This is a genomic window from Actinocrinis sp., from assembly GCF_035650855.1.
Classification (GTDB): Bacteria; Actinomycetota; Actinomycetes; order Streptomycetales; family Catenulisporaceae; genus Actinocrinis.
In genome coordinates, this window is record NZ_DASRGV010000068.1 from 1 (window position 1) to 16,559 (window position 16,559).

The window sequence follows — 16,559 nt, forward strand, 5'->3', positions numbered from 1 at the left end:
GGAGCGCGCGGTCAAGGGCCTGGTCACCGGGCGGTACGAGTGGGTCGCCTTCACGTCGGCCAACGCGGTCAAGGCGGTGTCCGAGAAGTTCGAGGAGTACGGGCTCGACGCGCGCGCCTTCGCCGGGATCAAGGTCGCCGCGGTCGGCGAGCAGACCGCCAAGGCGCTGCGTGCCTTCGGCGTCGTGCCGGACCTGGTGCCTTCGGGCGACCAGTCGGCGGCCGGGCTGCTTGAGGATTTCCCGGCCTACGATCCGGCTTTCGACCCCATCGAGCGGGTCTTCCTGCCGCGCGCGGACATCGCCACCGAGACGCTGGTGGCGGGTCTGGTCGAGCTGGGCTGGGAGGTGGACGACGTGACCGCGTACCGCACGGTGCGCGCCGCGCCGCCGCCCGCCGAGGTGCGCGAGGCGATCAAGGGCGGCGGCTTCGACGCGGTCCTGTTCACCTCCTCCTCCACGGTCAAGAACCTGGTGGGCATCGCGGGCAAGCCGCACGCCTCGACGGTGATCGCGTGCATCGGTCCGCAGACCGCGAAGACGGCCGAGGAGCACGGCCTGCGCGTCGACGTGCTCGCGCCGGCGCCGAGCGCCGCGGTGCTGGCCGAGGCGCTGGCCGCGTTCGGACAGGCCCGGCGCGAGGCCGCGATCGCGGCCGGCGAGCCGGTGCTGCGGCCTTCGGAGCGACGCTCCTCGCGGGCCCGGCGCGCGAAGTAAGGCAGCGGTGAAGTAGGGCAGCGGTGAAGTAGGGCAGCGGTACAGAGAAGCGGTACAGATAGCAGGACAAGGCCGGGCGGCGCGCGGTGAACCGGAAGGCGCCGTCCGGGCGTGACGGGGTTGCGTAACCGAATTCTGAACAGCGGCGGCGAATCCGGCGGATCTGAAGTCCGGATTCAGCCAGGCGGATAGGCTGGTTTCCATGACGGCATCCCAATTCCCGACCGTGCGGCCGAGGCGGCTGCGGCAGACGCCCGCGCTGCGCCGGCTGGTGGCCGAGACCCGGCTGCAACCGGCCGATTTCGTGCTGCCCATGTTCGTGAAGGAGGGCCTGGACGAGCCCGCGGCCATCGCCTCGATGCCGGGCGTCTACCAGCACACCCTTTCCAGCCTGCGCAAGGCGGCGCACGAGGCCGTGACGGCCGGCGTCGGCGGGCTGATGCTGTTCGCGGTGCCGGAGGAGCGGGACGCGACCGGTTCGGCAGCGGTCGATCCGAACGGCATCCTGCAGCGGGCGATCCGCGAAGTGGCCGACGAGGTCGGCGACTCGACCGTCATCATGAGCGACCTGTGCCTTGACGAATTCACCGACCACGGGCACTGCGGCGTCCTGCGCGCGGACGGCGCCGTCGACAACGACGCGACGCTCGAGATCTACGGCGAGATGGCCGTCGCCCAGGCCGAGGCGGGCGCGCACCTGCTCGGCGCCAGCGGGATGATGGACGGCCAGGTCGGCTTCGTGCGCCGGGCGCTGGACGCCGCCGGATATCAGGACACGGGCATACTGGCCTACGCCGTGAAGTACTCCTCGGCCTTCTTCGGGCCCTTCCGCGACGCGGTGGAGTCGCAGCTGCAGGGCGACCGCAAGACCTACCAGCAGAACCCGGCGAACGCCGTCGAGGCGCTGCGCGAGGTACGGCTGGACCTGGCCGAGGGCGCGGACCTGGTGATGGTCAAGCCCGCCATGTCGTACCTGGACATCGTGCGCCGGGTCGCGGACGAGGTGGACGTGCCGGTGGCGGCCTATCAGATCTCCGGCGAGTTCGCGACGGTCGAAGCGGCCGCGGCGAACGGCTGGATCGACCGGGACGCGGCCATCCTGGAGACGCTGACCTCGATCAAGCGCGCCGGGGCGTCGATCATCCTGACGTACTGGGCGCTGGACGCGATCCGACTGCTCGGCTGACTCCCAGCTCGAGCACGTCATCGCTCACCGCCTCGATGAGCCCCGGATCGTGCTCGACGAGGACGATCGCCAGGCCGCCCGCGCGCAGCGCGCGCACCGTCCCGGCGAACTCCTCGACCTGCTGCTCGCTCATGCCGGAGGAAGGCTCGTCGAGGAGCAGGACGCGAGCCCCGGCGGCCAGCGCGCGGGCGATCTCCACGATGCGGGCGATGCCGGTGGGCACCGCGGCGAGCGGCTGGCCGGCGAAGTCGACAAGACCGAAGCGTCGCAGCAGGTCGCGCACGACGGTGGCCGGGTCGTCAGCGCGCCGTCCGGTTGAACTGGACAGCTCATCCTCGCGCCGACCGGGCTGTCCGGTTGAGCGGGACAACCCTCCTCCCGACAGCTCGGCCGCGACCAGCAGGTTGTCCGCGATGCTGAGCGAGCTGAACGGCTCAAGGCGCTGGAAGGTGCGCCCCAGCCCGAGCCGGGCCCGCCGGTGCACCGGCAGCCGCGTCACGTCCCGCCCGAACAGCCACACCCGGCCCGCGGTCGGCCGCAGCGACCCGCAGACCACGTCGAGCAGGGTCGACTTCCCGGCGCCGTTCGGCCCGACGAGTCCGAGCACCCGGGCCTCGCCGACCTCGAAGGTCACTTCGCGCAGCACCGGGACGCCCCGATAGCCAGCGGTAACACCCTCGACCCGCAGGGGAGCGGATGGAGTCAAATTCACATCTCCCTTAGCTCCCATTCACAGACTCCCGTGATACAAAGCAGACTCGCGTGTAATCGGGGTACTTGTCATCCATCAAGCGGTGACGATCGGAACTTGGAGTGCCGGTGGACCACACTCAGGAACAGGGCCGGGCGTCTGACGCTCCCGCACCGCCTTCCGAGCTGCGGTCGACCGGGGCGCAGTCGGTCGCTCCTGAGCCGTTCCAGTCTCCTGCCGGGCCGTCCGCACCTCCCGTGCCGCCCGGCCTGCAGCCACCGCCGCAGCCGCAGTCTCAGCCCGCCGGATACTCCCAGTCTCCCGTCGCGCCTCCCGCACCGGAATCCGCGCCGAGCCCACCCGGCCGCATCTCCCCGCTGCGCGCGCTGGCCGAGATCGGCGCGGTGTACTTCGTCTCGTTCGGGCTCGGCGTGATCAGCGCGGTCGGCCTGCTCACCGATCCGGCGCTCGGCTCCGACCAGCAGATCCACTCCTGGATCGAGGCCGGCAGCGAGATGATGCAGTACATCATGCAGGCGTGCACCGTGGTGTTCGGTGTGGCGTACTTCAGCCTGCGCCGTGGCCTCACGCTCAGCTCGATCTTCGGCCGCTTCAACAAGCCGAAGCCTCCTGCGCTGTACGCGCCGTATGGCTCATACCCAGGTGCTCCAAACCAGGGGGCTCCGTACCCTGGGGCGGCTTATCCCTCGGGCCAGTACCCGGTCGGTGAGTACCCGGTGCCGCAGTACCAGTACCCGTATCCGACGCAGACGCAGCTGTACGCGCCGCCGTACTCCGCACCCGCGCCGCCCGGCTACCAGGGCTACATGTCCTACCCGCAGATGGCATACGCGCCGACCCGGCCCGCCGAGCGCGGCCGGGGCTGGCAGTTCGCTCGGGCGTTCTTCCTGTCCATGGCCGGCGTGCTCGGGTTCCTGCTGGCCGTGGTGATCTACGTCAACGTCACCGGCAAGTCCACCGGCGCGCCGGACCAGGGCCACAGCCTGTGGATGGTCCCGGTCGGCATCGTGGTCGCGCTCTCGGCCGGCTTCGGCGAGGAGGTGCTGATCACCGGGATGGTGGTCACCGCCCTCGAACAGGCCGGCTTCGGCAGGCGCGCCTGGGTGATCTACCTGGTCGCGATCGCGCTGCGGATCCCGTTCCACCTGTACTACGGCTGGGCCTCGCTCGCAGTGATCTGCTTCACCGTGGTCAACATCTGGGTCTACCGGCGCTGGCGGCTGCTGTGGCCGATCGTGCTCGCGCACGCCGTCTACGACGCACTGGAGTTCGCCGGTTCGCTCCAGCCCGCGCTGGCCGGCCTCGGACTGCTCGCGCTGGGCCTGGCGACCTTCGTGATGGTGATCGTGATCGCCTGCATCGAGCTGTCCGACCGTTCGGCCCGCCGCCGCTTCAACCAGTGGCGCACGGCGGTCGGCGTCTGACTGAAGGCCCGGGACCGCGCCTTCCGGCCCGCCCCGCCCCGCGTCAGGACGGCTTGCGCCCGGTCACGCCCCAGGCCACCAGCCGGGTCAGGCCGGAGCGCAGCTCGCCGTCCTTGACCGACCAACTGTCGAAGGCCCTGGTGTGCGACGCGCTCGCGGCCAGCATGGTGACCAGCGCGCCGGCGGTCGCGGCCGGATGCACGTCGGCGTCCAGCTTCCCGCCGCGCTGCAGCTCCGAGATCGCCTCGGTCAGCGCCTGCACCACCGAGTTGAGCAGCTTCATGCGTATCCGGGAGAATCGCCGGTCCCCCTCGGCCGCGGCCAGGTCCACCACGCGCAGGATCGCGTCGTGCTGCCGCCAGAAGTCCAGGAAGCCGTCCACGAGGGCCGCGGCGGCCACGGTGCCGGAGCGCCCGCTCCAGCTCTGCTCCGCGGCCAGGTCCCGGAGCGTCGCGGCCTCCTTAAGCACCTCGTTGGCCAGCTCGACCACCGCGGTCTGGATGTCCGGGAAGTACTGGTAGAAGGTGGCCGGCGAGGTTCCGGCCTGCCGGGCCACGTCGATCACGGTCACGTCCCGGTACGAGGTGGACGCGATCAGCTCGCCGAGGCATTCGAGGAGCCGGGTGCGGGTGGCCTGACCCCGGCGGCCGGCGATCCGCCCGTCAACGGTACGTACTTGTGTCATACCGTCAGTTTATATATGGCTCGATAGATTGCATTTGTGACGGAGCATCGGTTGCGCCATCTGGTGGACCCTCAGCTCTCGTAGCCTCAGCTGCCTGTTCTGTCAGTCGTCTGCCGACACCTCGGTCGCTTCGGTCGCGCTCCCGGCCGGAACCAGCCGCACCACCACCGATTTGGACGTCGGCGTGTTCGATACCTGCGCCGTCGAGTCCAGCGGCACCAGCACGTTCGTCTCCGGGAAATACGAGGCGGCGCAGCCGCGCGCGGTCGGGTAGCGCACGACGCGGAAGTCCGCGGCGCGCCGCTCCACCCCGTCCCGCCACACGGAGACGAGGTCCACCCGATCGCCGTCCGCGATGCCGAGGCCGGCCAGATCCACCGGGTTCACGAACACCACCCGGCGCCCTTGTTTGACGCCGCGGTACCGGTCATCGAGCCCGTAGATAGTGGTGTTGTACTGGTCGTGCGAGCGGACGGTCTGCAACAGCAGGTGCCCTTCCGGTACGCGCAGCACCTCGAGCGCGTTGACGGTGAAGTTCGCCTTGCCGGTCGCGGTGGGGAAGGTCCGCGAGTCGCGCGGGCCGTGCGGCAGCTGGAAGCCGCCGGGTTCGCGCACCCGCTTGTTGAAGTCCGCGAAGCCGGGCACGACGCGCTCCACCCGCTCCCTGATCCGGTCGTAGTCGGCGGCCAGCCAGCTCCACTCGACCGACTCCGCCCCGTCCGTCACCCGACCGCCGAACAGCTCCCCGGCCAGCCCGGTGACGATGGCGACCTCGCTCTTCAGCTGCGGTGACGCCGGCTCAAGCCGGCCGCGCGAGGCGTGCACCATCGACATCGAGTCCTCGACCGTCACGAACTGCTCGCCGCCCTCTTGCACGTCCCGCTCGGTGCGGCCGAGGGTGGGCAGGATCAGCGCGGCGCGGCCGGTGACCGCGTGCGAACGGTTGAGCTTCGTGGAGACCTGCACGGTCAGCCCGCAGTTGCGCATCGCCGCCTCGGTGACCGCCGTGTCCGGAGTCGCGTTCACGAAGTTCCCGCCGACCGCGAAGAACACCTTGACCTTGCCGTCGCGCATCGCCCGGATCGCGTCCACGGTGTCGTAGCCGTGCTCGCGCGGCGGCTCGAAGCCGAACTCGGCCGCGAGCGCGTCCAGGAACCTGGCCGGCGGCTTCTCGTAGATGCCCATCGTGCGGTCGCCCTGCACGTTCGAGTGCCCGCGCACCGGGCACACCCCGGCGCCCGGCCGGCCCACGTTGCCGCGCAGCAGCAGGAAGTTGACGATCTCGCGGATGGTCGGCACCGAGTGCTTGTGCTGGGTCAGGCCCATCGCCCAGCACACGATGATGTTGCGCGCCCCGAGCGCCCGCTTGGCCAGCGCCTCGATCTGCTCGCGCGGCAGGCCGGTGGCCTCCAGCACGTCGTCCCAAGACGTCTCGCGGACGTCCTTCGCGTACGCGTCGAAGCCGTGCGTGTGCTGCTCGATGAACGCCTGATCGAGGACGTGCCCCGGCGCGCGGTCCTCGGCCTCCAGCAGCAGTCTGCCGAGCGCGCGGAACAGGGCCAGATCGCCGCCGAGCCGGATCTGGAGGAAGGCGTCGGCCAGCGCGGTGCCGTTGCCGACCAGTCCCCGGACGGTCTGCGGGTTCTTGAACCGGATCAGGCCGGCCTCGGGCAGCGGGTTGACCGCGACGATCTGCGTGCCCGCGCGCTTGGCCCGCTCCAGGGCGGTGAGCATCCTGGGGTGGTTGGTGCCCGGGTTCTGGCCGACCACGATGATCAGGTCGGCCTTGTAGAGGTCGTCGAGCGAGACCGAGCCCTTGCCGACGCCGAGCGTCTCGCTCAGCGCGGAGCCGCTGGACTCGTGACACATGTTCGAGCAGTCCGGCAGGTTGTTGGTGCCGTAGCGCCGCACCATCAGCTGGTAGAGGAAGGCGGCCTCGTTCGAGGTGCGGCCGGAGGTGTAGAACACCGCCTCGTCCGGCTCGCAGGCGCGCAGCGCGTCCGCGGTGATCCGGAAGGCCTCGGACCAGCCGACCGGCCGGTAGTGGTCGGCGTCCGGGGCCTTGTACATCGGTTCGGTCAGCCGGCCCTGCTGGCCGAGCCAGTAGTCGGACTTGCCGGCCAGGTCCGCCATGGAGTGCTCGGCGAAGAACTCGCGGGTGACCCGGCGCAGGGTCGCCTCCTCGGCGACCGCCTTCGCGCCGTTCTCGCAGAACTCCAGATGTCCGCGGTCCTGGCCCTCGGGCCAGGCGCAGCCGGGGCAGTCGAAGCCGTCGACCTGATTGACCCGCAGCAGCGTCAGCGCGGTGCGCTTGACCCCCATCTGCCGCTGCGCGATCCGCAGCGAGTGCGCGGCGCCGGGGACCCCGGCGGCCCAGTCCTTCGCGTCGGTGACTGAGATGTTCTCGTCGGCCGGATCCTGTCGCGGTGCTGCGGTGGCCATCGTCGCCTCCTGGGGTTCCTACCTGCACTGTACCGCCACGCATGGCTCACCCCATTGAGTGAATTGTCTGTTATTCGACCTACGCCCTTTCGTGCCTCCTCATGCAATGGAAGCTCCGCGCCTTCCAAGAAGGCTGTGCGGCCGGGTGCGCAGCGCGTCCCCGGCCAGAAGGGAACATTCTGATGGGAACCCATGCCAAACCCCGGACACGGGTGCGCACCATCGCGCTGGGCACACTGGCCGTCGGCGCAACCCTGACCGGAGTGGGCTTGACCGCCGCCGCGCTCGATCCCGCCGGAGCGAGCCTGGCGGACGGAGCGCAGGGCGGCGATCCGGTCGACCTGGCGGCCAGCGGCCTCGGCGCGCCGGTGCCGGTGGCGGACGTCAGCTCGCTGGACGGGGCCTCGCTCCCTGGCGGCGGGCTGAGCACCGGGACGCTCTCGCTCGGCACCGTCCCGACGCTCGGCACCGGCGCCGTGACCGGCGGCCTGCTGCCCGGGTCGGCGACGGCGGTGCGACCGAGGCAGGCGGCGCCGGAGCCGACCTGGGCGCACGGCGCGACCGTCGGCGAAGTGCCGGGGCATCAAACGCCGCAGGGCGCTGCGACCACCGCGACTCAGCCGAGCAGCACCGTGTCGCCCGCTTCCAGCGGCGGCAGCGGCGGAACCGGCAGTGGCGGTAGCGGCAACACCGGCGGCAGCGGAACCGGCGGCGGAAGCCTGGGCACGGTAACCGGCCTGCTCCCCACCGGTCAGCTCCCGCTCGATCAGGTGAGCACCTCCTCGGTCGACAGCACGCTGAACCAGGTCGCGCCCGGCGTGTCCGGCAACCTGACCAGCGGCTTCGGCAAGGCCAAGTCGACGGTCTCGGGTCTGCTCACCGAGGTCGCGGGCCTCCTCTGAGCGTCTGACCTGGACCACTGACCGGGCCGTCCGATCACTGGTCAGGGCACACTTGCGGGTGACGGCCTGTCACCCCCGGGAATGAAGACTGCTGACACCGCTTCGGCCGGTCGGCAAGATTCACACAGTGGACGCCACGGGCTTCGATACCTTCGTGCACCGCGACTACGCGGAGCTCTTCGCGTTGGTCCCCGCGATCGCGGTGGGCTCGATCGCCGCGTTCATGCTCAAGGACCGCCTCTCGGGCGAGGCGGTCCCGGAAATCCTCGAGCCGGTGGCCAGTGCCGACGGGGGCCGCGCGACCTTAACGGGCACGCTCGACGAGGCGCTCAATTCCTGGCTCGGCGCCGAATTCTCCCTGTTGCGCCCGGACGAGGAACTCGCCCTCGTCGGCGTCATGCTGGCCGCGATGGCCGAGGGCATCGAGCACGATCCACTGGCTTATCCGCTCCTGGCCTGCGCAGCTGCGCGCCTGGTTCCGGAAACCGCGCAGCCGGACGCGGCGGGCGTCGGGGACGCGGGCGGACGACGCGGCTGGACCGGACTGACCGAACGAGCGCGCCGCGCCGCCGTCGAGGTGTTGCGCCCGCTCGCCCTCTCCACTCTGGTCCGCGCGGCCACGTGGGATCTCGTCGAGCAGGCGCGCGCATGACCGCGGCGACGACCGAATCGACCGGCCTCGCTCCCGTGGTCGAGGAGGAGACCGCGCCAACCGAGGTCTGGACGGCGCACGCCGCCTATCCCGCGCGGTCCGCGATTCCGGCCCCGGCGCCGGTGCTCGCGCCGTACCTCGGACTGGTTACCTCAGTGCTTTGCGCGTTAGGCGGCGGCTGGTTACTCCTCGCGCCCTACGCACTCGACATGCGACGCGGCGCCGCCAAGCTGCCTCGCGCGGCCGCGGTGGATCTGGAAACCGGCGCGGCGATCGTCGCGGTCGCGCTGTTGTCCGCGATTCTCTTCGCCGCCGCATTGTTTTCGCGGCTGCGCCCGCAGGATGACGTCACCGAATTGGAAATCGACGAGCGGTCAGTACCGGCCGGGACTTTCGAACCTGAATCCGCTGAACCTGACGTCGAACCGGATTCCGATCTCGAGCTCGAGTCCAAGTCCGAGACCGCCGAACCTGTCACTACCGCCACATCCACCTCGAGCAGCGCGCTGCGCGACATGCTCACGCCGCTGGTCGCCGCGCTCGCCGCCGATCTGCGCAGCCAGGACCAGGCCAGGCAGCACAGCCACGACCAAAAGCATGGCGATCAGGTTCGACGACAGGAGCCGTGACCGATGTCCGCGAACGTTCCGGCCCAGCGCTGCGACCGCATCGAGCCAGGCCGCGCCGACCTGCCGTCGATCCCGCCAGTCGCGCCTCGGCCCAAAGCCCCCGTCACCGCGCTGACCGGGCTTTTCCTGATCGCACTGCTTGGCGGCTGGTTGATCGCCGCGCCGTTCGTCCTCGGCGATCAGGCCCGTGGCGCCGTCTGGACCGCCGCGACCCGCACCGACGTGGCGACCGGCGCTGCCGTAGCCGGGATCGCGATTCTCGGGCTCTTCAGCTATCTCGCCGCCGCGATCACCTGGCTCGCGCGGTACGGCCGCTGGCAATGACCTTTGACCGTTCAGCCCGCGGCCGCGTCCGGGCAGCCAATGGGGAACAGCGTCAGTTGGGCACTGTGTCGGTCGAGCACAGTGTCATGGGAAAGTAACAGTTCGCTGAGCGCACTCTGAGAATCCTGTGCAAAAGCTCTGCGCTTCACCTTCGCTTCAGATTAGCGCCCAACACTCCGGGCCATGACGCCGCTCAAGTCCTCCCGCCGCCGACTCGTGCTCAACGGGTCGCTCGCCGCGCTCGTGCTGGCCGGCGCGGGTGTCGCCTACGCGACGGTCGGCCCGGCCACCAGCGCCGGGGCCGCCACCACGCGTACCTCGGCCGTGCAGCGCGGCACGGTCATCGCCTCCGTCTCCGCCTCCGGCAACCTCGCGCTCGCCGCGACCTCCTCGCTCGCCTTCGGCGCCGCCGGCAAGGTCAGCGAGATCGACGTGAAGGTCGGTCAGACGGTCACCGCCGGCCAGACGCTCGCCAAGATCGATCCCACGCAGGCCAACCTCCAGCTGACCGAGGCCCAGCAGCAGCTGACGGTCGCCCAGGACAACTTGGCCAAGGCGCAGAACGGCCCGAACTCCACCCAGGTCGCGCTGAACAACGCGCAGCTGACGCAGGACGAGCAGGCCGTGACGAACGCGCAGAACGCCTACTCCACGGCCAAATGCACCTCCGCCTCGACCTCGCAGGTCTGCGCGCAGGACGCGCAGCAGCTCACCAACGCCGAGAACGCCCTGACGCTGCTCAAGGCGCAGCAGGCGAACAGCGCCTACGTCGATCCGGGCACGATCGCGCAGGACCAGGAGGCGGTCACCCAGGCGAAGGCGGCCGTGAACAGCGCGCAGAGCGCCGTCGCGGGCACCGTGATCACCGCGCCGAGCAACGGGACGATCCTGAGCATCGCAGGGCTCGTGGGTTCCTCGGTCAGCGCCGGGTCGACCACCACGGGCGCACCGACCAGTTCCAGCTCCTCCAGCGGTTCGAGCGGTAGCGGTACGGGCTCCACAGGCTCCGCCGCGAGCAGCTCGTCCGGCTCTTCGTCCTCCTCCTCGTCCTCGTCGTCCGCGAGCTCCGGCGCCTTCATCACGATGGCCGACCTGAGCCAGCTTCAGGTCACCGCGGACGTCTCCGAGACCGACGTCTCCTCGGTGCAGGCCGGACAGTCCGCGACCGTCACGCTCAACGCGACCGACAAGTCGTACCCCGCGCAGGTGCAGGTCATCTCGCCGACCTCGACCGTGGTCTCCAACGTGGTCGAGTACGCGGTCACCCTCAACCTGACCGACGCCGTGCCCGCCAGTGTGCGACCCGGCCAGTCCGCGTCGATCTCCATCGTCACCGGTGAGGCCAGCGACACGCTGTACGTGCCGAACTCGGCCATCACCACGACCGGCGGCCGCTCGGTGGTCACCGTGGTCGGCGCGGACGGCAAGGAGACCATCACCCCGGTCACCACCGGGATCGTCGGCACCACCAACACCCAGATCACCAGCGGCCTGACGCAGGGCGAGAACGTGCTGCTGACCCTGGCCACGACCACCGGCACCACCGGCCGCGGCTTCGGCGGCCTCGGCGGAGGCGCCGGACTCGGCGGCGGGCTCGGCACGGGCGGCGGCGCGGCCGTCACCGGAGGCCGGGGATGACCGAGGCGCATACCGCCGGCACAGCGCATACGAACGACGCTGCGCCCATGACCGACACAGCGCCCACGACGAACACCGCGCAGGCCACGGTCTACGCCCCGGCGCGGCCCAGCGCGGTCTGGATCAATGGCCTGCGAAAGGTGTACGGCGAGGGCGACGCGGCGGTGCACGCGCTGCGCGGCATCGACCTCGACGTCCCGCACGGCGACTACGTGGCGGTCATGGGCGCGTCCGGCTCCGGCAAGTCCACGCTGATGAACATCGTCGGCTGCCTCGACGTGCCCAGCGCCGGGGAGTACCGGCTGGACGGCATCGCCATCGCCGACCTCGACGAGCGGCAGCTCTCACTGGTGCGCAACCGCAAGATCGGCTTCGTGTTCCAGTCCTTCAACCTGCTGGCGCGCACCACCGCCTTCGAGAACGTGGAACTGCCGCTGGTGTACGGCGGCGTGCGCGGTCCGGAGCGGCGGCGCCGGGCCCTGGCCGCGCTGCACCTGGTCGGGCTCGGCGACCGGATCGACCACCACCCGAACCAGCTCTCCGGCGGCCAGCAGCAGCGCGTCGCGGTGGCGCGCGCCCTGGTCACCGCGCCCTCGCTGGTGCTGGCCGACGAGCCGACCGGCAACCTGGACACCCGGTCGAGCTACGAGGTGATGAGCCTGTTCGACCAGCTCAACTCCTCCGGCCGCACCATCGTGCTGATCACCCACGAGGAGGACATCGCGGCGCACGCCAAGCGGTTCATCCGCCTCGTCGACGGGCTGATCGTCGAAGACGTCCGGCTCGCGCCGGCCGACGGCCTTCCCCCGCGGCTGGCCACGGCGGACGCGGGTCGGCACGCCGCGGCGAGACCGCAGCCCGCCCTACCTACCGCGCCTACCGCGCCGACCACCGCCACGACCCTCGACGCCCCCTGGTCAGGTGCCTGATGCGGGTACGCGAGGTGTTCCGTTTCGCCCTGCGCGGGCTCAAGGCCAACAAGCTGCGCTCCGGCCTGACCACGCTCGGCATCCTCATCGGCGTCGGCGCGGTGATCCTGCTGATCGCCGTCGGCCAGGGCAGCGGCGCGGCGGTGCAGGCCCGCATCTCCAGCCTCGGCTCGAACCTGCTGACCGTCACAAGGCAGGCCGGCGGGTTCGGCCGGGCCGCCGCCACCCGCACCGGCACGCAGAGCAAGAGCTCGAACCTGACCGTCGCCGACGCGCAGCTGCTGGCCACCTCCGATCAGGACCCTGACGTGTCGGTGGTGGCCCCGGTGGCCTCCACCTCGGCCACCGCCACCTACCAGGGCGCCACCACCACGATCAACCAGATCGTCGGCACCTACCCGGCCTACCTGCCGATCTCCAACGACTCGATCGCGTCAGGCTCCTCCTTCACCGCGCAGGACGTCGACCAGCACCGCAAGGTGGTGGTCATCGGGCAGACCGTGGTGACGAACCTGTTCGGCACCATCGACCCGATCGGCAAGACCGTCCAGCTCGGCGGCGTGCCGTACACCGTGGTCGGCACGCTCGTGGCCAAGGGCGGCGCCAGCACCTTCAACGACCCGGACAACCTCGCGATCGCGCCGCTGACCACGGTCCAGGACAGCCTCACCGGCTTCGGCTCGCTCAGCGAGATCGCCGTGCAGGCCAAGGACTCCGGCTCCGCGAACGCCGCCCAGGCCGAGGTGACCAGCCTGCTGCTCGAGTCGCACCACGTGACCGCGGCCAGCGAGGACTTCACGGTCACCAACGAGGCCACGCTGCTGTCCACCGCGGCGAGCACGACGCAGACCTTCACCGTGCTGCTGGCCGCGGTCGCCGCGATCTCGCTGCTGGTCGGCGGGATCGGGGTCACCAACATCATGCTGGTCACGGTCACCGAGCGGACCCGGGAGATCGGCATCCGCAAGGCGCTCGGCGCGCCGCGCGGCGCGATCCTCGGCCAGTTCCTGATCGAGGCGGTGCTGCTCTCGGTGGTCGGCGGGGCGCTCGGCGTGGTGGCCGGGGTGGCCGGCTCCCGATTCACCGTGGACGGGATCAAGCCGGTGCTCGTGCCCTCCTCGATCCTGCTCGCGTTCGGTGTGTCCGCCGTGATCGGCCTGGTCTTCGGCTCGCTGCCGGCGAACCGGGCCGCCAAACTCCATCCGATTGAGGCGCTACGTCATGAGTGAGCTCGAAACCAGGCGGGCCGCGGCGGCGGCCGGCGAACCCGATCCAGACATGGTCCGCACGGCCGAGCTGGTCCAGTACGAGGACGCGGAACTGGCCGAGTCCGACCTGGACGGCATGGATCTCGGCAGTGCCGGACTCAACGGTGCCGGACTCAACGGCGCGGAACCGGGCGGCTCCGGCCTCGGCGCCGAGATCGACGAGGCGGACGCCGACCTGCTGGCGATCCCGCCGCGCGCCGACGACCTCGGCACCGCGCTCGCCGCGCGGCCGCCGCGGGCGAAGCTGCCGAAGGTCACCGTGGCGCTCGCGGGCGCCGCGCTGATCTGCGCCGGCTTCGTGGGCGGCGTGCTGGTGCAGAAGCACCTCGGCGGCAGCTCCTCCTCGACCGGGCGCGGCAACTTCGCCGCCTTCGCGGGCGCCAGGACCGGAACCGGCGCAGGGACCGGCACCGGCGCGGGTGGCGGGTTCTTCGGCCGCGGGGGGACCGGAGCAGCGGGCGGCGGCGCGATCACCGGCACCGTGACCGTGGTCAGCGGCAACAAGCTCTACGTCACGGCCGCGGACGGCAGCGTCTACACCGTCACCACCAGCGGATCGACCGTGATCAACGTGACCAAGTCCGGCACGCTCTCGCAGCTCAAGCCCGGACAGACCGTGGTCGTCGCGGGCAGCAACGACAACAGCGGCAACGTGACCGCCACCTCGATCACGGCGGCCGGCACCTCATCCACTTCGGGCACCAACAGCACTGGCGGGCAGTGACCATGAGCAGCAGAGTCCTCAGCGGCGGCGCGCGAAAGAGCGTCATCCAGACCTCGGTCGCGATAGGCGCGGCCGCGGCGGTAGCCGGCGTACTGGCGGCGTGCGGCGGCAGCAACGGGACCGCCCCGGCCGCCGCCTCGACCCCGACCGCGGCGGCGTCCACGTCCGGCAACGCCGCCTACCTCGACTGCCTGCGGCAGCACGGCGCCAACGTCCCCACCGCCTTCCCCTCCCGCAACCGGCCCACGGACCGGCCCTCCGGCGTGCGGCCCTCGGGTGGCTTCGGCGGTGGCGGCGGCGGAGGGTTCTTCGGCCAGAGCCAGAGCCCGCAGATGCAGGCCGCGGTGCAGGCCTGTGCCTCGGTGCGGCCCACCAACGGCTTCGGCGGCTTCGGCGGCGGGCGCGGCGGCACCCAGCTGGTCGCGTTCCGCAACTGCATGACGCAGCAGGGCGTCACGATCCCGACGACCCGGCCGACCGCCTTCCCGACCGCGACCTCGAGCGCCGACCGGGCGGCCCGCTACCTCGGCGGCCTGAACCCGAGCGACCCGAAGGTCGCGGCCGCGCTCAAGGTCTGCTCGCCGCTGCTGCCGACGCCCGGGACCAGGCCGAGCAGTTCCCCGACCGGCTGATCATCCGACCACTGCGCGGCGCTTGTCGCCGCGAACCGGCTTTGTTGCCGATCTGTCACCGTCCCTCTAAGGCAGCTTTCAGCAAATTCATCCACTCTTGCGTTACGGGCCTGCTGCCGGCAGCAGTGGCGCCGGCGACGGCTCGTCCAGGCCCGCGACCTACTCGTCGAGGTCCCGGTCGAGCCGCGGAGCCCGTCCAGACTGCTAGGGGTGAGCCATGGTCAACGGCGGAGCGCGGCTGCTCGTCGTCGACGACGACAGCGAGGTACGCGAGGCCCTGGGCCGGGCGCTGAAGCTGGAGGGCTTCTCGGTCACGCTCGCCGCGGACGGCGCCGCCGCCCTCGAAGCGGTGCGCGACACCCCGCCGGACGCGCTCGTGCTCGACGTCGCTATGCCCGGCATCGACGGGCTCGCCGTGGCCCGCGCGCTGCGCGCCGCCGAGGACCGCACCCCGATCCTGATGCTCACCGCCCGCGACGCGATCGCCGACCGGGTCTTCGGCCTCAACGCGGGCGCCGACGACTACCTGGTCAAGCCGTTCGCCCTGGTCGAGCTGGTGGCCCGGGTCAACGCGCTGCTGCGCCGCGCCACCCAGCACACCCCGCCCCCGCCGCCCATGCTCCAGTGCGGCGACCTCGCCCTGGACCTGGCGGCCCGTCAGGTGATCCGCGGCGGGCGCCGCGCCGACCTGACCAAGACCGAGTTCGAACTGCTCGAACTGCTGCTGCGCAACGCCGGCCGGGTGGTCACCAGGGAGCTGATCATCGACCGGATCTGGGGTTACGACTTCGGCCCCGGATCCAACTCGCTCGAGGTCTTCGTCTCCACGCTGCGGCGCAAGACCGAGATCGGCGACGCCCCGCGCGTCATCCACACTGTGCGCGGCGTCGGATACACCATTAGGGAATGCCGGACATGAGCATGGCGGCGACGCTCACGCGTGCCAAGGCGCTGACGCGTCGCTTCCGCCGCCTCAAGCTGCGCACCCGCATCGCGCTGGCCGCGACCCTCGCCGTCGCGCTCGGGGTCGGCGGCGGCGTCACCTACGCCTATCTCGCGGTGCGCGCCGAGCTGTACGGCGGCGTCGACCGGCAGCTGGACAAGCAGGTCGACGGCGTGAAATTCCTGGCCACCGACACCAAGACCCACCCCAGGGGCCCGCAGCCCGTCAAGCTGCAGCCGACCGGCTCCACCCTGGCCACGGCCACCAGCATCACCTTCGGCCCGCACCGGCGCTTCGGCGACGCCGTCGGCTACCTCCAGATCGTGCGCGCCACCGGCAACCCGCTGCCGACCACCGACCAGGCGGTGCTGCTGCCGGTGACCTCCGCCGACCGCGCCGTGGCCGCCGGGACCGCGCCCGAGCAGCGCCGCACGATCAACCTGCAGGGCGCCGACGTGCGCATGGTCACCGCTCCGCTCAGCAAAGGCACCGCGATCGAGGTAGCGCTGCCGCTGTCCGCGGCCGAGTCCCAGCTCGGCTCGCTCGGTCTCGAGCTGCTCGCCGCCGGCATCGCCGGGATCCTGCTGGCCGGCGGCCTCGGCTGGTGGGTCACCCGCACCGCGCTGCGCCCGATCGGCCAGCTGACCGAGGCCGCAGAGCGGGTCGCCGCGACCCGCGACCTGGCGCACCGGATCGATCCGGGCGACCGGGCCGACCGCGACGAGCTCGGCCGGCTCGCGGTCAGCTTCAACGC

At 71.3% G+C, this 16,559-nt stretch carries 17 protein-coding genes; 14 read left to right on the top strand and 3 right to left on the bottom strand.

Going from position 1 to position 16,559, the window contains the following annotated elements; genetic code table 11:
* Together VFB40_RS05505 and hemB are read left to right on the top strand one after the other, a co-directional pair.
* Positions 1-715: uroporphyrinogen-III synthase (locus VFB40_RS05505; protein WP_324848193.1), on the top strand; the 715-nt coding region annotated here is incomplete at its 5' end.
* A gap of 202 nt (positions 716-917) precedes the next feature.
* Positions 918-1,901 carry a porphobilinogen synthase gene (hemB, locus tag VFB40_RS05510; RefSeq protein WP_324848194.1) on the top strand — a complete coding sequence of 328 codons (984 nt, stop codon included), beginning with the start codon at positions 918-920 and terminating at the stop codon, positions 1,899-1,901.
* On the opposite strand, the gene VFB40_RS05515 is transcribed toward hemB, so the two are convergent.
* Positions 1,855-2,607 (bottom strand): ATP-binding cassette domain-containing protein, encoded by a 753-nt coding sequence (locus tag VFB40_RS05515; RefSeq protein WP_324848195.1) that lies wholly within the window; start codon positions 2,605-2,607, stop codon positions 1,855-1,857. The two genes, hemB and VFB40_RS05515, sit on opposite strands and share 47 nt — an antisense overlap.
* Before the next feature lie 113 nt (positions 2,608-2,720).
* On the opposite strand from VFB40_RS05515, the gene VFB40_RS05520 reads away from it, so the two are divergent.
* Entirely contained in the window at positions 2,721-4,037 is a 1,317-nt protein-coding gene (locus VFB40_RS05520; RefSeq protein WP_324848196.1) for a CPBP family intramembrane glutamic endopeptidase, read from the top strand.
* Positions 4,038-4,080: 43 nt separating this feature from the next.
* Here VFB40_RS05520 and VFB40_RS05525 read toward each other — a convergent pair whose 3' ends face one another.
* Both VFB40_RS05525 and VFB40_RS05530 read right to left on the bottom strand, forming a co-directional pair.
* Positions 4,081-4,722 (bottom strand): TetR family transcriptional regulator, encoded by a 642-nt coding sequence (locus tag VFB40_RS05525; RefSeq protein ID WP_324848197.1) that lies wholly within the window; start codon positions 4,720-4,722, stop codon positions 4,081-4,083.
* Positions 4,723-4,824: 102 nt separating this feature from the next.
* Positions 4,825-7,164, bottom strand: coding sequence for an FdhF/YdeP family oxidoreductase (locus VFB40_RS05530; RefSeq protein WP_324848198.1), 2,340 nt, complete (start codon positions 7,162-7,164; stop codon positions 4,825-4,827).
* A 182-nt stretch (positions 7,165-7,346) separates the two neighbouring features.
* On the opposite strand from VFB40_RS05530, the gene VFB40_RS05535 reads away from it, so the two are divergent.
* The 11 genes from VFB40_RS05535 to VFB40_RS05585 all read left to right on the top strand — a co-directional run.
* On the top strand, positions 7,347-8,066 hold the full coding sequence (locus VFB40_RS05535) for a hypothetical protein (RefSeq protein WP_324848199.1): 720 nt from the start codon (positions 7,347-7,349) through the stop codon (positions 8,064-8,066).
* Between the two features lie 127 nt (positions 8,067-8,193).
* On the top strand, positions 8,194-8,718 hold the full coding sequence (locus tag VFB40_RS05540) for a hypothetical protein (protein WP_324848200.1): 525 nt from the start codon (positions 8,194-8,196) through the stop codon (positions 8,716-8,718).
* Positions 8,715-9,347 (top strand): hypothetical protein, encoded by a 633-nt coding sequence (locus VFB40_RS05545; protein ID WP_324848201.1) that lies wholly within the window; start codon positions 8,715-8,717, stop codon positions 9,345-9,347. Before VFB40_RS05540 ends, VFB40_RS05545 begins: the two co-directional genes overlap by 4 nt.
* Before the next feature lie 3 nt (positions 9,348-9,350).
* Positions 9,351-9,671 (top strand): hypothetical protein, encoded by a 321-nt coding sequence (locus VFB40_RS05550; protein ID WP_324848202.1) that lies wholly within the window; start codon positions 9,351-9,353, stop codon positions 9,669-9,671.
* Positions 9,672-9,854: 183 nt separating this feature from the next.
* On the top strand, positions 9,855-11,309 hold the full coding sequence (locus VFB40_RS05555) for an efflux RND transporter periplasmic adaptor subunit (protein WP_324848203.1): 1,455 nt from the start codon (positions 9,855-9,857) through the stop codon (positions 11,307-11,309).
* 47 nt (positions 11,310-11,356) lie between these two features.
* Positions 11,357-12,238, top strand: coding sequence for an ABC transporter ATP-binding protein (locus VFB40_RS05560; RefSeq protein ID WP_324848204.1), 882 nt, complete (start codon positions 11,357-11,359; stop codon positions 12,236-12,238).
* Entirely contained in the window at positions 12,238-13,467 is a 1,230-nt protein-coding gene (locus VFB40_RS05565) for an ABC transporter permease (RefSeq protein ID WP_324848205.1), read from the top strand. The genes VFB40_RS05560 and VFB40_RS05565 overlap by 1 nt, the downstream gene beginning before the upstream one ends.
* Positions 13,460-14,230, top strand: a complete 771-nt coding sequence (locus VFB40_RS05570) for a hypothetical protein (protein WP_324848206.1) — start codon at positions 13,460-13,462, stop codon at positions 14,228-14,230. Before VFB40_RS05565 ends, VFB40_RS05570 begins: the two co-directional genes overlap by 8 nt.
* Before the next feature lie 2 nt (positions 14,231-14,232).
* Positions 14,233-14,862 (top strand): hypothetical protein, encoded by a 630-nt coding sequence (locus tag VFB40_RS05575; protein ID WP_324848207.1) that lies wholly within the window; start codon positions 14,233-14,235, stop codon positions 14,860-14,862.
* Between the two features lie 217 nt (positions 14,863-15,079).
* The gene (locus VFB40_RS05580) at positions 15,080-15,781 is read left to right on the top strand and encodes a response regulator transcription factor (protein WP_324848208.1); all 702 of its coding nucleotides are present in this window, start codon (positions 15,080-15,082) and stop codon (positions 15,779-15,781) included.
* Positions 15,778-16,559: HAMP domain-containing protein (locus tag VFB40_RS05585; RefSeq protein WP_324848209.1), on the top strand; the 782-nt coding region annotated here is incomplete at its 3' end. The genes VFB40_RS05580 and VFB40_RS05585, both read left to right, overlap by 4 nt.

What these genes read in the sequence shown, in the direction of transcription:
- hemB (WP_324848194.1), top strand. Translation starts at nt 918, where the DNA reads ATGACGGCATCCCAATTCCCGACCGTGCGGCCGAGGCGGCTGCGGCAG.
- VFB40_RS05525 (WP_324848197.1), bottom strand. Translation starts at nt 4,722, where the DNA reads ATGACACAAGTACGTACCGTTGACGGGCGGATCGCCGGCCGCCGGGGT.
- VFB40_RS05530 (WP_324848198.1), bottom strand. Translation starts at nt 7,164, where the DNA reads ATGGCCACCGCAGCACCGCGACAGGATCCGGCCGACGAGAACATCTCA.
- VFB40_RS05535 (WP_324848199.1), top strand. Translation starts at nt 7,347, where the DNA reads ATGGGAACCCATGCCAAACCCCGGACACGGGTGCGCACCATCGCGCTG.
- VFB40_RS05545 (WP_324848201.1), top strand. Translation starts at nt 8,715, where the DNA reads ATGACCGCGGCGACGACCGAATCGACCGGCCTCGCTCCCGTGGTCGAG.
- VFB40_RS05550 (WP_324848202.1), top strand. Translation starts at nt 9,351, where the DNA reads ATGTCCGCGAACGTTCCGGCCCAGCGCTGCGACCGCATCGAGCCAGGC.
- VFB40_RS05555 (WP_324848203.1), top strand. Translation starts at nt 9,855, where the DNA reads ATGACGCCGCTCAAGTCCTCCCGCCGCCGACTCGTGCTCAACGGGTCG.
- VFB40_RS05560 (WP_324848204.1), top strand. Translation starts at nt 11,357, where the DNA reads ATGACCGACACAGCGCCCACGACGAACACCGCGCAGGCCACGGTCTAC.
- VFB40_RS05565 (WP_324848205.1), top strand. Translation starts at nt 12,238, where the DNA reads ATGCGGGTACGCGAGGTGTTCCGTTTCGCCCTGCGCGGGCTCAAGGCC.
- VFB40_RS05570 (WP_324848206.1), top strand. Translation starts at nt 13,460, where the DNA reads ATGAGTGAGCTCGAAACCAGGCGGGCCGCGGCGGCGGCCGGCGAACCC.
- VFB40_RS05575 (WP_324848207.1), top strand. Translation starts at nt 14,233, where the DNA reads ATGAGCAGCAGAGTCCTCAGCGGCGGCGCGCGAAAGAGCGTCATCCAG.
- VFB40_RS05580 (WP_324848208.1), top strand. Translation starts at nt 15,080, where the DNA reads ATGGTCAACGGCGGAGCGCGGCTGCTCGTCGTCGACGACGACAGCGAG.